This is a genomic window from Azospirillum sp. HJ39, assembly GCF_041507355.1.
Taxonomy (GTDB): domain Bacteria; phylum Pseudomonadota; class Alphaproteobacteria; order Azospirillales; family Azospirillaceae; genus Azospirillum; species Azospirillum thiophilum.
In genome coordinates this window covers 693,459-710,000 of the sequence record NZ_CP167912.1, presented here as the reverse complement: position 1 = coordinate 710,000, position 16,542 = coordinate 693,459, and the positions used below count along the sequence as shown (strand labels likewise).

The 16,542-nt window shown below is 67.2% G+C and carries 14 protein-coding genes (1 of these 14 cut by a window edge); 2 read left to right on the top strand and 12 right to left on the bottom strand.

Going from position 1 to position 16,542, the window contains the following annotated elements; genetic code table 11:
• The 12 genes from ABMY26_RS30660 to ABMY26_RS30605 all read right to left on the bottom strand — a co-directional run.
• A protein-coding gene (locus tag ABMY26_RS30660; protein ID WP_372399291.1) for a GNAT family N-acetyltransferase crosses the window boundary here: on the bottom strand, nt 1-152 show its 5' end (the start). 955 nt of this gene lie to the left of the window's left edge; only the first 152 of its 1,107 coding nucleotides appear in the window; its start codon is at nt 150-152; the stop codon falls past the left edge of the window.
• Nucleotides 149-1,165, bottom strand: coding sequence for an NAD(+) synthase (nadE, locus tag ABMY26_RS30655; protein ID WP_372399290.1), 1,017 nt, complete (start codon nt 1,163-1,165; stop codon nt 149-151). The genes ABMY26_RS30660 and nadE overlap by 4 nt, the downstream gene beginning before the upstream one ends.
• A 52-nt stretch (nt 1,166-1,217) precedes the next feature.
• Nucleotides 1,218-3,269: an asparagine synthase (glutamine-hydrolyzing) gene (gene asnB / locus ABMY26_RS30650; protein WP_372399289.1), complete on the bottom strand. Its 2,052-nt coding sequence runs from the start codon at nt 3,267-3,269 to the stop codon at nt 1,218-1,220.
• A 68-nt stretch (nt 3,270-3,337) separates the two neighbouring features.
• Nucleotides 3,338-4,930: a class I adenylate-forming enzyme family protein gene (locus ABMY26_RS30645; RefSeq protein ID WP_372399288.1), complete on the bottom strand. Its 1,593-nt coding sequence runs from the start codon at nt 4,928-4,930 to the stop codon at nt 3,338-3,340.
• A gap of 63 nt (nt 4,931-4,993) precedes the next feature.
• Nucleotides 4,994-5,272, bottom strand: a complete 279-nt coding sequence (locus tag ABMY26_RS30640; RefSeq protein ID WP_045584709.1) for a phosphopantetheine-binding protein — start codon at nt 5,270-5,272, stop codon at nt 4,994-4,996.
• Nucleotides 5,273-5,566: 294 nt separating this feature from the next.
• Nucleotides 5,567-6,499: a polysaccharide deacetylase family protein gene (locus ABMY26_RS30635; RefSeq protein ID WP_372399287.1), complete on the bottom strand. Its 933-nt coding sequence runs from the start codon at nt 6,497-6,499 to the stop codon at nt 5,567-5,569.
• 44 nt (nt 6,500-6,543) lie between these two features.
• Nucleotides 6,544-7,713, bottom strand: a complete 1,170-nt coding sequence (locus tag ABMY26_RS30630) for a glycosyltransferase family 4 protein (protein WP_372399286.1) — start codon at nt 7,711-7,713, stop codon at nt 6,544-6,546.
• Nucleotides 7,714-7,844: 131 nt separating this feature from the next.
• Entirely contained in the window at nt 7,845-8,048 is a 204-nt protein-coding gene (locus ABMY26_RS30625; RefSeq protein ID WP_372399285.1) for a hypothetical protein, read from the bottom strand.
• Nucleotides 8,049-8,115: 67 nt separating this feature from the next.
• Nucleotides 8,116-9,273, bottom strand: coding sequence for a glycosyltransferase family 4 protein (locus ABMY26_RS30620; protein WP_372399284.1), 1,158 nt, complete (start codon nt 9,271-9,273; stop codon nt 8,116-8,118).
• Nucleotides 9,274-9,354: 81 nt separating this feature from the next.
• The gene (locus tag ABMY26_RS30615) at nt 9,355-10,362 is read right to left on the bottom strand and encodes a glycosyltransferase family 2 protein (protein WP_372399283.1); all 1,008 of its coding nucleotides are present in this window, start codon (nt 10,360-10,362) and stop codon (nt 9,355-9,357) included.
• A gap of 81 nt (nt 10,363-10,443) precedes the next feature.
• Nucleotides 10,444-11,772 carry an O-antigen ligase family protein gene (locus tag ABMY26_RS30610; protein WP_372399282.1) on the bottom strand — a complete coding sequence of 443 codons (1,329 nt, stop codon included), beginning with the start codon at nt 11,770-11,772 and terminating at the stop codon, nt 10,444-10,446.
• 263 nt (nt 11,773-12,035) lie between these two features.
• Complete coding sequence (locus ABMY26_RS30605; protein WP_372399281.1) at nt 12,036-13,499, bottom strand: exopolysaccharide biosynthesis polyprenyl glycosylphosphotransferase; 1,464 nt, start codon at nt 13,497-13,499, stop codon at nt 12,036-12,038.
• Nucleotides 13,500-14,310: 811 nt separating this feature from the next.
• Between ABMY26_RS30605 and ABMY26_RS30600 the strand changes: the two genes are divergently transcribed.
• Both ABMY26_RS30600 and ABMY26_RS30595 read left to right on the top strand, forming a co-directional pair.
• Nucleotides 14,311-15,789, top strand: a complete 1,479-nt coding sequence (locus ABMY26_RS30600) for a lipopolysaccharide biosynthesis protein (RefSeq protein WP_372399280.1) — start codon at nt 14,311-14,313, stop codon at nt 15,787-15,789.
• Between the two features lie 55 nt (nt 15,790-15,844).
• Nucleotides 15,845-16,489 carry a serine acetyltransferase gene (locus ABMY26_RS30595; RefSeq protein ID WP_372399279.1) on the top strand — a complete coding sequence of 215 codons (645 nt, stop codon included), beginning with the start codon at nt 15,845-15,847 and terminating at the stop codon, nt 16,487-16,489.
• Nucleotides 16,490-16,542: the final 53 nt, after the last annotated feature.

Here is a 16,542-nt window from a genome sequence, read left to right as displayed (position 1 = left end):
TCCGGCGGCTCCTCGAACAGCCAGTGGAAATGGTCGGGTGAAAGCTGGATGGAGTCGGCACCGAAATGAGCCCGCTGGAAATTTTCCAGGGCAGCACGGTCGCCCGGCTCGTAGCGGGCGACACCTCGCTGTTTCCAGTCGATGATGCTCATGCGGCATCCCCGACGGACACCGGCTGGACCAGATGGGCATTGCGCAGGATGCGGGCGGACGTCCGGCGCTTGGCGGTGATGTCCTTGTAGACACGGAGGATCTGCGGGACCGTCAAGCCCAGGGCCTCCGCGGCTTCCTCCTCGCTGGCGCCGCGGCCATAGGCGCAGAGCGCCAAATCCAGCTTGTCGTAGGGCAGGGCGTAGTAGAACTCCTCCTGCGACTGGGGCAGGGTGTAGGTGTCGGTGCTGGGCGACTGCGCCTGGATTTCCGCCGGCAGGCCGAGATGGGCCGCCATCTGGTAGACCTGCGACTTGTAGAGATGTGCGATCGGCTTCAGGTCGGCCAGACCGTCGCCACCGCGCACGAAGAAGCCCAGCTCATATTCGAGCCGGTTCGGCGTACCGAGGACGGCGTAGTTGAGGCGGTCGGCATGGGTGTATTCGACCGTCTTGCGGATGCGCTGCTTCAGGTTGGTCGCCGCCACCACATCGAGATAGACGTCGACCGGCATGCGGCTGGTCTGACGCTCGCCGTCCGGCGATTCGACGGTCAAGGTGAAGTAGTTGACCCGGTCGGCGTCCAGCAGGTTGCCGGCCAAGCCGATCTTCTGCTTCCAGCCTGGGCCGAATTCCGGGAACAGCCGACGAATGGCGTTGTCGCGGCGCTCGTAGCAACCGAGCGCCTCCAGCGGACCGGTGATGGTCTCCATCACCGGCGTCACGCCGAGATGCTCGCAGAGCAGGGTTCCGAGGCGGGTACTTTTCGGTGAGTTTTCCTTCTCCGGCATCAGGATGCACAGCACACGTTCCGGCCCCAGGGCGCGGACGGCGAGCGTGGCGCAGACCGAGCTGTCGATGCCGCCGGACACGCCGAGCACGACGCCCTGACGGCGCAGATCATGGGCGACGATGCGCTGGATGGCGTCTTCGATCTCGCGCGCCGCGGCCGCGCAATCCAGATCGAGGGCCTTGGAGTCGAACTGGGCGAGGGGCGAGGAGAGGGCGTTCAGCATGGTCACGGTTCCCGATGGGGGTTGATGCATCGTCGGAAGAAAGTGGGGGCGGTCAGGCCGCGGTTGGCTGGGGCAGGACGATTCGGGCGTCCGGCCCGGTGCCGGACGCATGGTCCTCAAGGATGTGGATCTCGGCCCGGTCCAGCGCGGCGCGCTGGTCACGAACACGATGGGGAAGCTCGTCGTGAACGTAATGAGCCAGCATCTGCAGGGTCAGCGTGCCGACCAGGGCCATTTCCTCCCGCTCGCCGGCCATGCGGCCGTTCTGGCGGTGGGCCTTGTCGGCCAGCGCAGCCACCGCAACCGGGTCGGTCAGGCCGTAGCGGGCGAGCGCTTCCGGTGACAGCAGGTCGCGCACATAATCCGGGGCGCCATCGCCGAACAGCGCGCTGGTCATCGGCGCACGGTAGGGCCGCTTCGGACGCTGGACGATCTCCGCCGGCAGATGGCGGGCGGCCAGCCGGCGCAGGGCGAGCTTGTCGCGCAGCCCCAGCATCTTGACCCGGTCCGGCAACGCCGCGCAGAGCTCGTCCACCTCCGGGTCGAGGAAGGGGTAGCGAACCTCGATGCTGTTGGCCATGGCGACGCGGTCGCCCTGGGCGGACAGCAGATAGGGAGTCATGAAGGCGGAAATCTCCGCCCACTGGCTGCGGGCGAGGGGGGACCAGCGCGGCCAGCCGGCCGGCAGATATGCTGCGACATGCGCCTCGAAGGCGGCATCGTCGGCGGCGGCCTGCACGTCGGCAGCCAGCAACCGCTGCGACCAGGCGGTGTTCCGCCAGCGGGTGCGGTGGGCGTAGAAGGTCTCCTCCGTATCCATCATTCCGCGCTTGAAGAAGGCCTGCCACAGCGGGCTGTCCTTCTGGCCGTTGACGGCGGCGAAGGGATGGATGCGGCCCAGCAGCTTCGGCCGCCCCTTGCTGTCGGGCTGGCGAGCCCAGAAGCGGCGGACCTTGTCCTCCTTGAAGATGTCGTAGCCGGCCAGCCACTCGTCGGCGCCTTCGCCGGACAGGACGACGCGGATGCCGGTCTCGCGTACCAGGCGGGAGAGCAGGAACAGCGGGGCGGGCGCGGTGCGCAGCAGCGGCGATTCGCCATGGCGGATGACGTCGGGCAAGGCCGCCTGGATGTCTTCTGGCCCGCAGAGGATGTCGTGATGCTCGGTCCCGACATGGCCGGCGACCAGCCGCTGCTGTGCGGTCTCGTCGAAACCGGCATCGGTGAAGCGGACGCCGAAGCTGTGCATGCGGGTGGTGTCGAGCTTGCGGGCGAGGGCCGCGATGACCGAGCTGTCCAGCCCCCCGCTGATGTAGACGCCGACCGGCACGTCGGCGCGAAGCCGCAGGCGGATGGCGTCGAGGAGCTTCTCTTCGAGCCGGTCGGCCGCCTCGTCGAGCGAGAGGTTGGCGAGTGCTGGATCGGCCGCGAAATCCGGTTGCCAGTAACGGTCGACATGCAGGGCGAGCGTGGAGTCGACACGGATGGCGGTGGCCGCCGGCACGCTCTCGACGCGCTCGAAGACGCTGCCGTGCGGTGCCGTGCTCCAGTGTGTGAAGACCTGGGCGAGGCGGGCGGGGTCGAAGGCCGGTTCCACCCGGCCGCCGCCGAACAGGGCCTTGGCTTCCGACGCGAAGACCAGATGATCGCCGCGGCGCGCATAGAACAGCGGCAGGATGCCGAGCCGGTCGCGGACCAGCCACAGCTCGCGCCGTTTCGTGTCCCACAGACAGATGGCGAACTGGCCGTTCAGCCTGGCCCAAGTGGCGGGGCCGTACTCCTCGAAGGCGTGGACGATCACCTCGGTGTCGGTACGGGTGTAGAAACGGTGACCGCGTGCCTCGAGGTCACGCCGCAGCTCGACATGGTTGAAGATTTCGCCGTTGAAGCTGATCCAGAGGGTGCGATCCTCGTTGTGGATCGGCTGGAAGCCGCCGGCCAGACCGACGATGCTGAGGCGAGCATGGGCAAGCCCGATCCGGTCGTCGCGGTAGAAGCCGTAGCCGTCCGGACCGCGGTGGCCCAGCATGGCGATCATGCGCTTCAACTCGTCCAGACCTGCCGGCTCGGCATGCGATCCTGATAGAACTCCGGCGACACCACACATGAGCGTGCTCTCTGTCCTGGGGTGGGTGTTGTCGTGGTGATCGGTGCAGGAGGCGCTTTGCCCCCTCCCTAACCCTCCCCCGCTACGCGGGAGAGGGGACGGGTGTTACCGTCGGACGCGGTGGCTTCCTCCAGCAGTTCCGCCCGCCGGATCTTGCCGGAGTCGGTCTTCGGCAGGCTGTCGCGGAATTCGATGAACTTCGGCACGAGGTGGCTTTCCAGCCGGCCGCGGCAATGCTGCCGGATGGCGGCCTCGGAGAGGTCGGCGCCCTCGCGCGGAACCAGGAAGGCCTTGACAGCCAAGCCGTCGGCATCGTCCGGGACGCCGATCACGCAGGCTTCCAGCACGCCGTCCAACTCGTACAGGGCGTTCTCGACCTCCTTGGGGCTGACCTTCTCGCCGCGGCACTTGAAGACGTCGTCCTTGCGGCTCACGAAGTAGAGGTGCCCTTCGGCGTCCTGGCTGAACAGGTCGCCGGTGAACAGCAGGGTTTCGCCCTGCGGACCTCGGCGCAGGCGCCGGGCGGTGTCCTCCGGCCGGGCCCAGTAGCCGCGCATCACGTTGGCCCCACGCACAACCAGCTCGCCGACCTGACCGGGAGGCAGGCGGTTGCCGTTCTCGTCGGCGACGAAGGCCTCGGAGTTGGGAATGGCGCGGCCGACGGAAGTCGGCTTGTTATCCAGGTCGGCGGGATCGAGCGTGCTGATGCGGGTGCAGCACTCGGTCATGCCGTACATGGAATGGAAGGCGGCTTGGGGGAAGCGCTCGCGCAGCCGGCGGAGATGGGCGGCCGGCAGTGGAGCGGCGGCATTGGTGAGATAGCGCAGCGAGCCGAGATCGGCGGTCTTCGCCGCCTCCAGCCCCAGCAGGGTGGAGAAGATCGTCGGCACGCCGGGCAGGCCGGTGACACGATGCCCGACCATGCGCTTCAGGGTCTCGGCCGGGAAGGCGAAGGAGCGCTCCAGCACCAGGGTAAAACCGACACGGACGGCGGTCATCACCTGGGACAGACCATAGCCGAAAGTCAGCGGCAGCACGCACATCACCACGTCGTCGGGTGTATTGCCCAGATAGGTGGAGATCGCCCATGTGGTGTTGACATAGTTGGCGTGGGTCAGCATCACGCCCTTCGGCTGGCCGGTGGTGCCCGACGTGTACATGATCGCCGCCAGATCCTGGTCGATCAGCCGGGGATCGGCGGGAGGTCGCTGGGGAGACGACAGCGCGTCTGCATAGAGCAGGCCCGTGGCTCCGGCCGGAAGAGCGGTTCCCACCCACAGGACGGACGGAGGCCTTTCCACCGCTTCCAGCGCCGGCAGCACCTGCCGGGCCAGCGCGGCCGGGGCGATCAGCAGCCCGACATCGGCGTCGTCAAGCAGGTAGGCCAGCTTGTCGGCCTTGGTCGAGGGGTTCACGGGGACGAAAATGCCGCCGGCCTTGAGGGTGGCGAACAGGCCGGCGACATATTCGATGGAGTTTTCCAGCATCACCGCGACGCGGTGGCCGCGGCCAATTCCCGCTGACTGGAGCGCGCAGGCGATGGCATCGCTTTCGCGGTCCAGCTCGGTGAAGCTGCGGCGGGCATCGCCTGCGATCAGCGCGGTGCGCGCGGGATCGCGCAGGGCGGTTTCGGTGAGGAACTGGTGAACCAGATGGACCATGACGGTTCCCTATTTTGCCGCCGCCCGCTTCGTGACCGTGACCGTGGTGGCGGTCCGGACCGGTCAGGCGGCGTTGCGCAGTTCCTGCTTGCGGCCGACGAAGGCGGCGATCCGGTCCACCGATTCCAGGTTGTCGGCGACCATGTCATCGTCGTCGACGGCAATACCGAAGCGCTCCTCCAGGAAGGCGACGACGTGCATGATGCCGGTGCTGTCGATGACCCCGGACTCCAGCAGGGATTCGCTGTTGTCGAAGCCGGAATCCTTGCCCAGCAGGAAGTTTTCCACGATGAAGGCGCGGATTTCCGGCAGGGCGGGAGCGGTCAGGGTCGTGTCGGTCATGGTGGCGGTCCGCATGTCTCTGAAAACTCCTCGTGGGTTCGGTCGAAACGGGGTTCCGGGTGGCTTGGCTGACGGATAGGGGGCTTGTCCGGCGGCCCCCTCTCTTATGTCCCTGAGCTGTGCGGGCCTCTGTTTTCGCATCCGCGTGATAGCAATTTTATTGTGATACTTGCGCTGCTTTGCGAGGGATCAAAGGATAGAAGCAACTTGAAGTCTGTGGTTAGCCACTCTGCTTCCTGGTAATAGGGCTTGACGTCGGATTGCAGACCTTCGTCGTGGCAGGGCCTGGCGTGGTCATATGCCGGCGGACTTGGGCTTGGCCATGCTATCCGACCATTCGGGCATGGCCTGACCGGCGGCTCCGCCGCTGGTGGCGGTCTTCCGCTTGCGCAGCCATGCCGGGATGCCGGTCAACTGCACGCTGAGCCATTCCACCGTCGCGTCGTCGGAGACCGGGAAGGCTTTCAACCGCAAGGGATCGGTGCCGGCGTCGTTCCAGCCGGGATCGATGGTGCGGGCGGTGCGATAGCCGGCGCGTCGGATCTCCTCGACCTCGCGGCCGCTGAAATCGCCGTTGGGGAAGGCGAAGTGCCGGCAGGGCCGCCCGAGCGCCTCCTCCAGCTCGGTGCGGCACAGCACGATCTCGTCGGCACAGCGGCGGTCGTCGCATTGCAGGAGGATCGGGTGGGTGCGGGTGTGGGCGCCGTAGTCGGCGACGTCCGTCATCCGGGCGATCTCGTCCCAGGTCATCGCCTGCCGTTCGGCCCCGTCGCGGTCGGGATCGTTGCCGGCCTCCGCCAGCAGGCGGCGCCGTTCGGGGTCGGGAACCCGCTTCAGCCGCTCCACCCCGATGCTGTCGGCGGCGTCGGTCTTCCACCAGTAGGGGCGGGCGGTGCCGACGATCCGGCTGCAGAGATACACCGTCGGCCGCAGGTCGAATTCGCGGAACAGCGGTGCCAGCGCGGTGTTGTTCCGATGCCCGTCGTCGAAGGTGATGACCAGCGGGTAGGCCGGCAGCGCGTCCCACCGGCCGGTCTCCATCGCGGTCGCGACCGCATCCAGCGTGGTGAAGCTGTAATGCCTGGCGAACCACCGCAGATGCTCGCGCAGCACTTCCGGGGCCGGGTCGTGGTAGACGACGATGGTCACACCACGGCGCGCCTTCAGGAACCGTTGCATAGCGCCGAATCCCGACCAGCGCACCAGATTGGCGATGGCGTCCTTCATGGTGCTCCCCCTCCTTCTTGTCGATGCGTCCGGGTCGGCCTGCTTCAGCCGGCGTTACCCTTGGAGTGGCCGGCCGGTCCGGAGGCCGGCACCGGTCCGGCCGGGACCGCCGGTGTCGTGCCCAGGTTGCCGCGGGCGTTGCGGCGGTAGATCTCCAGCAGCCGCTCGCGGAACACCGCGACGTCGAACTGGCGCTCCCACCGCGCCCGTGCTCCGGCGCCCAGGTTGCGGCGCAGGTTGCGGTCGTCGATCACCCGTGCCAGCGCGTCGGCCAGGGCGGCGGTGTCGCCCGGCGGCACCAGCAACCCGGTTTCGCCGTCGGCGATGGCGTCGGGGACGCTGCCGACCGGGGTGGCGACGATGGTCAGGCCTTCCGCCATGGCTTCCAGCACCGACATCGGCAGGCCCTCGAACATCGACGGCTGCACCAGCACATGGGCGTCGCCCAACTCGCGCCGGCAGCCGGCCTGATCGAGCCAGCCGGTGAAGCGCACGCGGTCGGCGATGCCCAACTGGGCCGCGAGGCTGCGGTAGGTTTCCAGGTCGCCGTCGCCGGCGATGGTGATCCGCCAGTCGCGGTCGCGGCAGACCGGCGAGGCCAGCGCGTTCAGCAGGACGTCGATGCCCTTCAGCTTGATCAGCCGGCCGAGGAACAGCAGTCGGACGGGACCGGCGAAGCCCTCCTCGGCGTCGTCGCGCACCGGGAGGGAGGCCGGGCCGGGGACGGCGTTGTGCAGCAGGGTGGTGCGGCGGCGTGCCTCCGGCCCGAAGGCTTCCGCCACCCAGTCGCGCCAGAACTCGCCCAGCACCACGATCTCGCTGGTCATCGCCATCATGCGGCGGATCGCCCAGCGCGTGAGCGGCTTGGAGTCCTTGAAGTGTTTCGGGAAACGGCCGCCATGCAGGTGGAGGATCACCGGCACGCCGAAACTGCGGGCCATGGCGATCAGGATGCCCTTGCGCAGGACGCTGCCATATTCCGCCATGTGGATGTGAACGAGGTCGGCCTTGCCGGCGACGAAGCAGCCGGCCAGACGGGCAACCGCCCGCGCGAAATAGAGGGGCATCAGGTGGAATTTGCCGGGGCCATAGCTGTCGACAACCTCGAACCGCAAGTCCGGACAGTTCTGCCGGAAATCGGTCGTGAAGTTGTCGACCACACGGCCCATTCCACCTTTCTCCTGGGTGCCGCCGGGGGAGACGATATAAATCATGTCCGCTCCTGATCCTTTCCCGGCCCGCCGTTCCTGCTGTCCGTCCCGGCTTTTACCGTGTGACGTCCGTCCTTCGACGGCTGCGGCGGGCTTGTTTTGTCTTCGGCCTCGATCCCTTGCCGGCCTGTTGGTCAGGGTGGCAAGGGCAGTTCATGGTGATGCGGCCGGTCGGCTGCCGCCGTCTGGAAGGCGCCGCAACCGGCGGTCGGGCGGCGCACGCTTTCAAGTTTACGCCATGCCGCACCCGTACGCTGTGGAGCGACCGAACGGGTGAGCCTGCCGGGGGAATTACCCAACCTGAGCATGGTTTTCTCCATTCCGGTCATGGGGTTCATGATGGTTTTCCACCCCGATCATCGAAGGAATCATCGAACGGGTCAGCGAACGGGGCATTCGGGTGCATCAGCGGCGTTTCGAAGCTGCGGCGGCCGACTCCGCCAGCTTGTCCAACTCCCCCGACAGTTCGGTCCCGCTGCGGTCGAGCTCCTGGTAGATGGCCAGCAGCGACTTTGCATAGGCGTCGATGACGAACTGCTTGAGGAACAGGCGCCGGCCGTTCTCCGCCAGACGGCCGTACAGCACGGGGTCGCGCCCGACCTGGGCGATGGCGTCGGCGAGCGCACCGGCATCGTTGACCGGGATGATCCGCGCCGTCTCGCCGTCGGCCAGCACTTCGGGGATCGAGCCGACCGGCGTGGTGATGACCGGCAGCCGGGCCGAGAGCGCCTCGAGGATCACCATCGGCAACCCTTCATGGGTGGAGGGGAGCAGCAGCATGTCGTGCGAGCGGATGTGTGCATGCGCCTCCTCCCGGCCGATCCAGCCGAGGAAGCGGCATTCCTCCGCAACGCCCAGCCCGGCGGCCATCGCGCGGTAGCCGTCGATGTCGCCGCCGCCGCCGATGGTCACATGGAAGGGCTGGCCGCGTTCCTTCAGCAGGGCGCAGGCGCGCAGCAGGGTTCCTATTCCCTTGCGCTCCGACAGGTTGGCGAGCACCAGCAGCGACAGGACCGCACCCGGTTCCGGCGGCGTGCGGGACGCCAGATCGGCGCCGACATCGGGCACGGCATTGTACAGCACCCGGATCTTGCGGGGATCGGTACGCACCGACTGCACCAGATAGTCGCGCCAGTTGTCGCCCAGCACGACCACGCGGCCGCAGCGGTTGAACAGCCAGCGGCTGATGGCGCGTGCGAAGATCCCGCCTTCGAAATACTCGACGAAGGAGGCGCCGTGCAGATGCACCACCGTGGGGCAGCCCATCAGCCCGGCCACCGCCTGGACCGCTGCCTTGCGCAGGAAGCTGGCCCGTTCCGACACGTTGATGTGCACGACGGAGGCCCGGCGGCGGGCCAGGATCCAGGCCATCCGCGCCAGGGTTACGCCGAGGTAGAAGGGTGACAGCAGAACGCTCCCGGTGCCGCGGGTATCCAGGATTATCGATCGCGGGGCACCCGACTTTTCGAACTGGTCGACCACGTACCCTGTCATGCGGCCGATGCCGCCGCCGCCGTCCAGCGCGCCGGGCGTTGCGAAGACGATTGCGTTTTTCTGCGGCACGTTTTTTCGCGGCGAGCCCCGATTGCGAGCGGGCTTTTGGCTGTCGGTTTTGCTGTCCATAGGCGTCGGGGTCCTTTCGGCTCAGGCCGCGTCGGACGCGGAGAACAGGGCTTGCCGCAGCCGGCGGCGCAGGCCGACGGGCATCAGCGAATGCATGGTGAAGGTCGCAAGCGCCATCGGCGTGGGCTGACCGTCGCGCAGGGCGGAGTTCAGGATCCGCCAGCGGGTGCCCGCGGTGCGGGCCGCCTGCTCGCCGCCGGTCGCCTGCAGCAGAAGGCTGGCATAGGCGCGCGGCGACAGGTGGTCCCGCATCGCCTCCGCCCATTCCAGCGCGTGGTTGATGTTGTGGCAGGTCGACAGCGTGACCCGGTTGTTCTCGGTGTAATGCACGGCCATCACGTCGGGGATGTGGATCAGCGCGGTCCCGTCGACCCGGCCGCAGGTGATCAGCCATTCCCAGTCGTCGAAGCGGGATTCCGGAATGGGGTTGCGCAGCAGCAGAGCCTTGGGTGCCAGCAGCGTCGTGGTCGGGGCGAAGGTCTCGCCCTTGAACAGGCCGCGGCGGATGAACAGGTAATCGCCGATGGCATCGCCCGGGCCGGCCAGCCGGCGCGGCCAGGCGAAGGTGCCCCGGGCCGTCACCACCTGGCAGCGGCAGCTGACGATTGGAAAGCGGACGTCCGCCGGACGGGCGGCCATCTGGAGCTCGACCTTTTCCGGCATCCAATGGTCGTCGTCGTCGAGGAAGGCGATCCAGCCGCCGCGGGCGCTGCGCACGCCGATGTTGCGGGCCTCGGCGGCGCCGTGATTGGTCTCGAGTTCCATCACGGTCAGCCGGGGATCGCCGAGCGTCGCCAGATGGGCCGCGGTCGCCGGATCGGGGCCGTCGATCACCACCACGACGTCGAGGGTCCGGTAGGTCTGGTCCAGTGCGCTGCGCACCGCCCGCATCACCATGTCCGGCCGGTTGCGGGTCGGGATGACAACCGTCACCTGTTCATCGATGGCGTGTTCGCTGGCCACCTGTCCGCCGGTCGCCGGATCGTTGCTGAGTGCCGGTTCGTTTTTCGGGCTCTTTTTCGGGCTCATGGGTCTGCCTTCGGTCGAAGGAAAAATGGAAGAAGTCACGGGTGACGATCCTTCAAGGAGCCCGAATCGGGCAGGGAGGGCCTAAGAGCGGGTGGCCTGGAGCGGGCGGCTCCGGCCGGCATAGGCCGGACCGATTCCGGACGGTGCATGGCGGTGCAGGCGGGCATGTTCCGCCGCACGGTCGTTCAGCAGGCGCTGCCAGCGGCTTTGCTGGACCAGCCTGACAACGGCGACGGTGGCGATCACCCAGTTCATGGAATGCCGCTCGGCGAAGACGCTTTCCGACACCGACACCGCCAGCAGGGCGCAGCCGACGGCGAAGGACCAGGCGGCTTCGGGCCGGCCGTTGCCGTAGCGGGCGGCGAAGAAGCCCTGGAACAGCAGGCGTGCCAGCACTGCCAGCACCAGCGCCACGCCGACCAGGCCGAGGTCGAGCGTCAGTTCCAGCCAGCCGCTGTGGGCCGAGGTGATGCCCCAGTCGCGGGTGAAGCTGGCGCCGGGACCGTTGAAGCCGAACCAGTAGGCGGCGTAGCCGTAGCCCTGGAGCGGACGTTCCCACACCGAATGGACGATGTGTTCCCACAGTACGGTGCGGCCGGTCAGCGTGGGATCGCGCCCCAGCGCATAGAGCACGTCGTACCAGAAGGTGGCGCCCGCCGTGACCATGATGACCAGCAGCGCCGTCAGCAGGGCCATGGTCGGCGCGAAGTTGCGGATGCTGCCGCGCAGGAAGGTGGTGGACAGCAGCGCGACGGACACCAGGATCGAGGTGATCAGGCCGGTCCCGGACCGGCTCATCACGATCAGCAGCATCGCCAGCAGCATCAGCGGCCGGGTGACCCAGCGGCTCTGTTCCTTCTGCCAGTCGAGCCACACCAGGCACAGGATCAGCCAGACCATCATGCGGCCGGTCACGTTCTTCTGAAAGAACACGCCCTTCCATGCGCCGACATGTTGGGCGCTGTCCAGGCCGATGGCCGGCATCGCGACGATCATGAAGAAGGAGATGAACATCAGTGCAGACAGGCCGACCACGATCAGCCGCATGATCTCGGGAAACCGGAAGCGCAGGCCGAGCCAGATGCCGAACACCGTGGTGAACAGGAAGGCGATCGACCGGCGGAGCGTCACGTCGGGAAACAGCGACCACAGCGAGGTCAGGAAGGCGAAGGCGATCAGCATCGTCAGCGCCGGACTGGCGAACGGGATCTGGAAGGCGATGGCCGGCCGGAGCGCGATGGCGCCGAGCAGCAGCAGATAGACGCCGCCGTAGAACATCGTGACGCCGGAGGATTCCAGGTCGCCGGCCAGCGGGTCGCCGCCGGTCAGCATCAGCGGAAGCACCGAGCCTCCGAAGGCGACGATGCCGATGACGGCGATGCTCTTTTCCAGAAAATCCAGGATTTTCATCGGCTTTCCCTTGGGCTGCCGTAGCGCGTTCGGCTGTGCAGCACTGAAGATGCGGTTCCCTCCTCCCATCGCGTAGCCGGGCGGTGGCATTAGGCCGAAGGAGGCCGGACCCGAACGGGGTAGCCGCTTTCGCGCAGTCTGCTTCCTTTGCCGTCCGAAAAAGGGCGGAGGCGCTATGCTGCATCGAAAAAACCCCCCGCGCTGGTGGCGCGGGGGCCGGCTGGCATCGGTTCAAAAGCTGCGGCAGGCGTCCTCCGGGGTGGTTACGACCCGTCCCCCTTCAGGACCATCACCGCCGTCTTGCACAGGATGAAGAAGTCGAACAGCAGGCCGCAGTTGCGGACATAGAAGACGTCCATCGCGACGCGCTCCTGGAAGGTGGTGCGGTGACGGCCCGACACCTGCCAATAGCCGGTCAGCCCCGGGCGGACGGTGCCGATCACCGCGGCTGAGTCCCCCACCTCCGGCAGTTCCTTCGGCATGTAGGCGCGCGGACCGATCAGGCTCATGTCGCCCATCAGGATGTTCCACAGCTGCGGCAGCTCGTCGAGCGAGGTCTTGCGCAGGAAGCGGCCGAGCGGGGTGATGCGCGGGTCGACCGTCAGCTTGTGGTAGGTCATGTATTCTTCGCGGGCGACCGGGTCGTTCGCCAGCAGATGCTGCAACTGCTCCTCGGCGTCGACATGCATGGAGCGGAACTTCAGCAGGTCGAAGGTCTGCTTGCCGCCGGCCCAGCGCTTCTGGCGGAACATCACCGGGCCGGGGCTGTCCAGCCTGATGGCGACAGCGAGGCCGAGCATCAGCGGCGCCACCACGACCAGCAGGATTGCCGACAGCACGATGTCCATGGCGCGGCGGATGCGCAGATAGCCGGTCGGCGGCCGGACGCTGACACGGAGCGCAAGCGAGCCGTGCAGGTTGTGGTAGGTCGCGTCGACGGCGCTGACATTGCCCTCGCCAAGCACGCAATAGACCTGGCGGAAGGGCAGGGTGCGGACCAGGCTGGTCAGGTCGCTGCCCTGGCGCCCCATGTGGCGGCCGATGTCGGCGACAATGGCGGCGCTGGCCTGGCTGGCGACGGCGGGCGATTTGGCCAGCAGTTCCACCGGTCCCATCACCGGCAGGCCGGCGACGCGGGTCTGCCACAGGCTGTCGTCGTCGTCGACGAAGCCGACCGGACGCATGCCGAGCCAGGGCAGGCGCTGCAGCTTCTCGGCGATGGCGGCGCCCTGCGGCCCGGCGCCGACGATCATCACCGGCGTCCGCCAGTCGAGCGCGCTGGACAGCAGGCCCTGGATCAGCAGCAGGTCGGCCACATAGGTGACTGCGAAGCCCAGCAGGGCGATCGACAGCGCCTCCACGAAGAAGGAGCGGAAGCCCTCCATCACGATGAAGGGGACGGCGAGCACGGCGCAGCACAGAAATGCCGCCTGAAAAGTCCGTCTCGTCCGTTCCATGTAGTCGAAGCGTCCGAGCGTATAGATGCCGAATACCGATTTGACCAAAGGCACCAGCATCAGGCCCGTGACCAGCGACCGCTGCCAGGCGGCGGCCTCCATCGGTTCGGTCAGCGCGTCGGCGCCGAGGAAATGGTTGAGCGTCCACCCCACCAGGGCGAGAACCAGGCCGTCGGACAGCGCCAGCAGCAGCCCGGGGGCGATCGGCGGGATCGTCGCCTTTTTCACCGAGGTCAGATCGATGACCACTTCTGGGTCCAGTTTGCTCATCGCAGGTCCCGTGGTTGAAGGGAATGCCAGCCACCGCACGGCCATTCGTGCGGATGGTCGCTCGTCATCAGCGTCTCTTGTGAATCGGCCGGTCTTTACTGTGCTGCGCCGCATCCTCATGAGCGGCGCATTTGTGTAAAGATCGCTGTTTCATGATTTCGGTCAGCCGATCCGCGGTTTGTTGAGCACGAATTAGGATGAGGAGGCGCAGGCAGCAACAGTGCATACGGACGTTGATTTCGCGTCCGCGATACCACCGGAGTTTCAAAGGGTGCGGTGCCCCGAATATTAAAGGAGATACTTTCGGATGCGGACTCGGGTGAGGTAGCATTTCGGGTTAGCGGCAAGGTGGTGTCGCACCCCCGGCGGCCTGTTCCATCCCCGCGAATTGTGGGTATGGGGTGCCTGCTTCCCTGACCGACCGGTCGGGATGCGGCGACGCGAAGGGAGGCGGTCACCGATCGTACGGGGAGCATCCCGCGCCCGGTTTTACCGAAGGAGGACATGCGGCAATTCCGGACGAGGGGGTGGCGCGAAAGCCCCCTTGCGTGTTGTCGGGCGCAGGAGGCAGCGTGCGAACTCGCCGGAACGCCTAATCGGAATGTCCAGGCCCTCTGACCGGCGCCGTGATGACTAGCACCGAAGAGTGCCACGGTCGCTTCAAGGCCGAATTGACGCTTCCAGAGCCGCCGCCGAGATTTGGCCGGTTCTTCTTCCTATTGTGCACCCGCGTCCTGTGCGTCCGCGTTCCGCGGAATGCGGCGGTCGGCAAGGGGAGAAGGAGCGGGAAACGGGGGGCGAAGGAAACCGGATGGCTTTGGAAGCTGGCACCATCATCAAACATGGCTGGATGTTCATGGTGGCGAATGTGGTCAACCGCGCCGCGGGACTGCTTCTGCTGCCGCTCTATGCCAAGGTCCTGTCGCCGGCCGAGTTCGGCATCTATGCCCTGATCGGCGTGGTCGGCGACATCGTGGCGGTGATGCTGATGATCGGCATGATCAACGCCTTCACCGTCGTCTATTTCGAACATCCCGACGACCGCGGCCGCTCCCGCGTGGTCAGCACGACGATGATCGGGCTGTGGGCCGCGGCGCTGGCGCTGCTGGCGGTGGCGCTGCCGGCCGGCTGGGGCGCCAGCCATCTGCTGTTCGGCACCGCCGACCAGGGACCGATCATCGCCTTCGCCTTTGCCGGCATCGCCTTCAGCGCGGTGTTCGAACTGGCGCTCGCCTATTACCGGGTCCACAAGCGGTCGGGCACCTGCCTGCTGATCTCCGTTGGCAAGGCGGTCGGGCTGATCGGGCTCAATCTCAGTTTCCTGCTGGTGATGGATCTGGGGGTGAGCGGCATCTTCCTGGCCAACGCCATCACCTTCGTCGGGCTGGGCATCGTGCTGACCTTCGCCATCCTTGGGGCGAACGGCCTCGGCTTCTCCTTCGGCATCCTGAAGCGGGTGTCGGTGCTGGGGCTGCCCTTCATGCCGCAGACCATGCTCGACATGGGCAACCAGTTCGCCATGCGCTATCTGGTGAACCTGCTGATGGGGGTGGCCGCAGTCGGCGTGCTGTCCTTCGGCCTGCGGTTGTCGACCATGCTCTACATGTTCCTGACCGCGTCCTTCCTTCAGATCTGGTCGGTCAGCCGGATCGAGGCGCAGGACAATACGGCCGGACGCGACCAGTCGGAATTCGTCTTCTACCTGTTCGTCGTCCTGCTGTCGGCCGCGGCCCTGGGCATGGCGCTGACCGCGCCCGAGGTGCTGTGGCTGATCGCGTCCAGCGAATATGACACGGTCCTGCCCTGCATGCCGCTGCTGGTCCTGGCCTATGTGGTGCACGGGGTGCGCATGCATGCCGAGGTCGGGCTGGTCAAGACCAAGAAGGTCGGTGTACTGCCGGCGATCTCGCTGGGCGGACTGGCGGTCGGCACCCTGGTCATGGCGGTGACGCTCGGGCCGCTGGGATTGATGGGTGGCGCCATCGGCGTGCTGGCGCGCGAACTGGTGATGCTGGTGGCGACCGAACTGCTGTGCCGCCGCCTCAGCCCGGCGGAACCGCCGCTCGGCGTCGGGCGCGTGCTCGGCATCCTGGCGCCATGCGCCATCGCCTATCTGGCCGGGCTGGCCCTGTTCGGGTTCGAGGTGAACCCGACCTATGCCGCTGCCAAGGTCGGGTTGACCATGCTGTTCGCGGTGCTTGCCCTGTTCGGGCCGAGCTTCGGCAAGAGCGACCGCGCGATGCTGTTCCGCATGATCGGCCGTTTTCTGCGCCGGCCGCAAACCGCCTGACTCCATGGCCTGACGGGACTGCTCCGAACACCCCTTCCGGAAGGATCACACCGAGATGCAGGACGCTTCCCGATTCACCTTTCGCCAGACCGTCGCGGCGGATGCAATCCGCTACGGCGGTGGCTCCGGCCTGGGAGCGGTGCTGAAACTGCTGGCCGGCAACCGCATGTTCCGGACGACCTTCACCCTGCGCAGCTGCCAGGCCGCCGACCGACTGGCGGGCCCGCTGCGCCTGCCGTTGCTGGCCGCCTGCCGGCTGCTGCACCGCTGGACCCAGCATTCGGCCGCCATGGATCTTCCGTGGGAAACGCGGATCGGCCCCGGCCTGCGCATCCTGCATGGTTGGGGGCTGGTGGTGAACGCGAATGCCCGCATCGGCGCCAACGTCACCCTGTTCCACGGCGTGACGCTGGGCCAGAAGGACGATCTGCTGCCCACCGGCCGGGTGACCCATTATCCCGAGCTGGGTGACGGGGTCTGGGTCGGCCCACATGCGGTGGTGATCGGCGTCCCCATCGGCGACGAGTGCATCGTCGCCGCCTCGTCGGTCGTCACCAAGCCGATGCCCCGGCGCACGGTGGTCGCCGGCAATCCCGGCAAGGCGGTGGCCGAGGTCACCATCCCGGACATTCCCCACCCGGCTCCGGTCGGCGGCCTGGCCACCGTGCATGCTGACACGGCCTCTCCCGTCCTGGGTTGAGCCCACGACGGGAAAGGGGGCCGGCAGCATGGCCGCCGTCCCCCTTTTCTTGG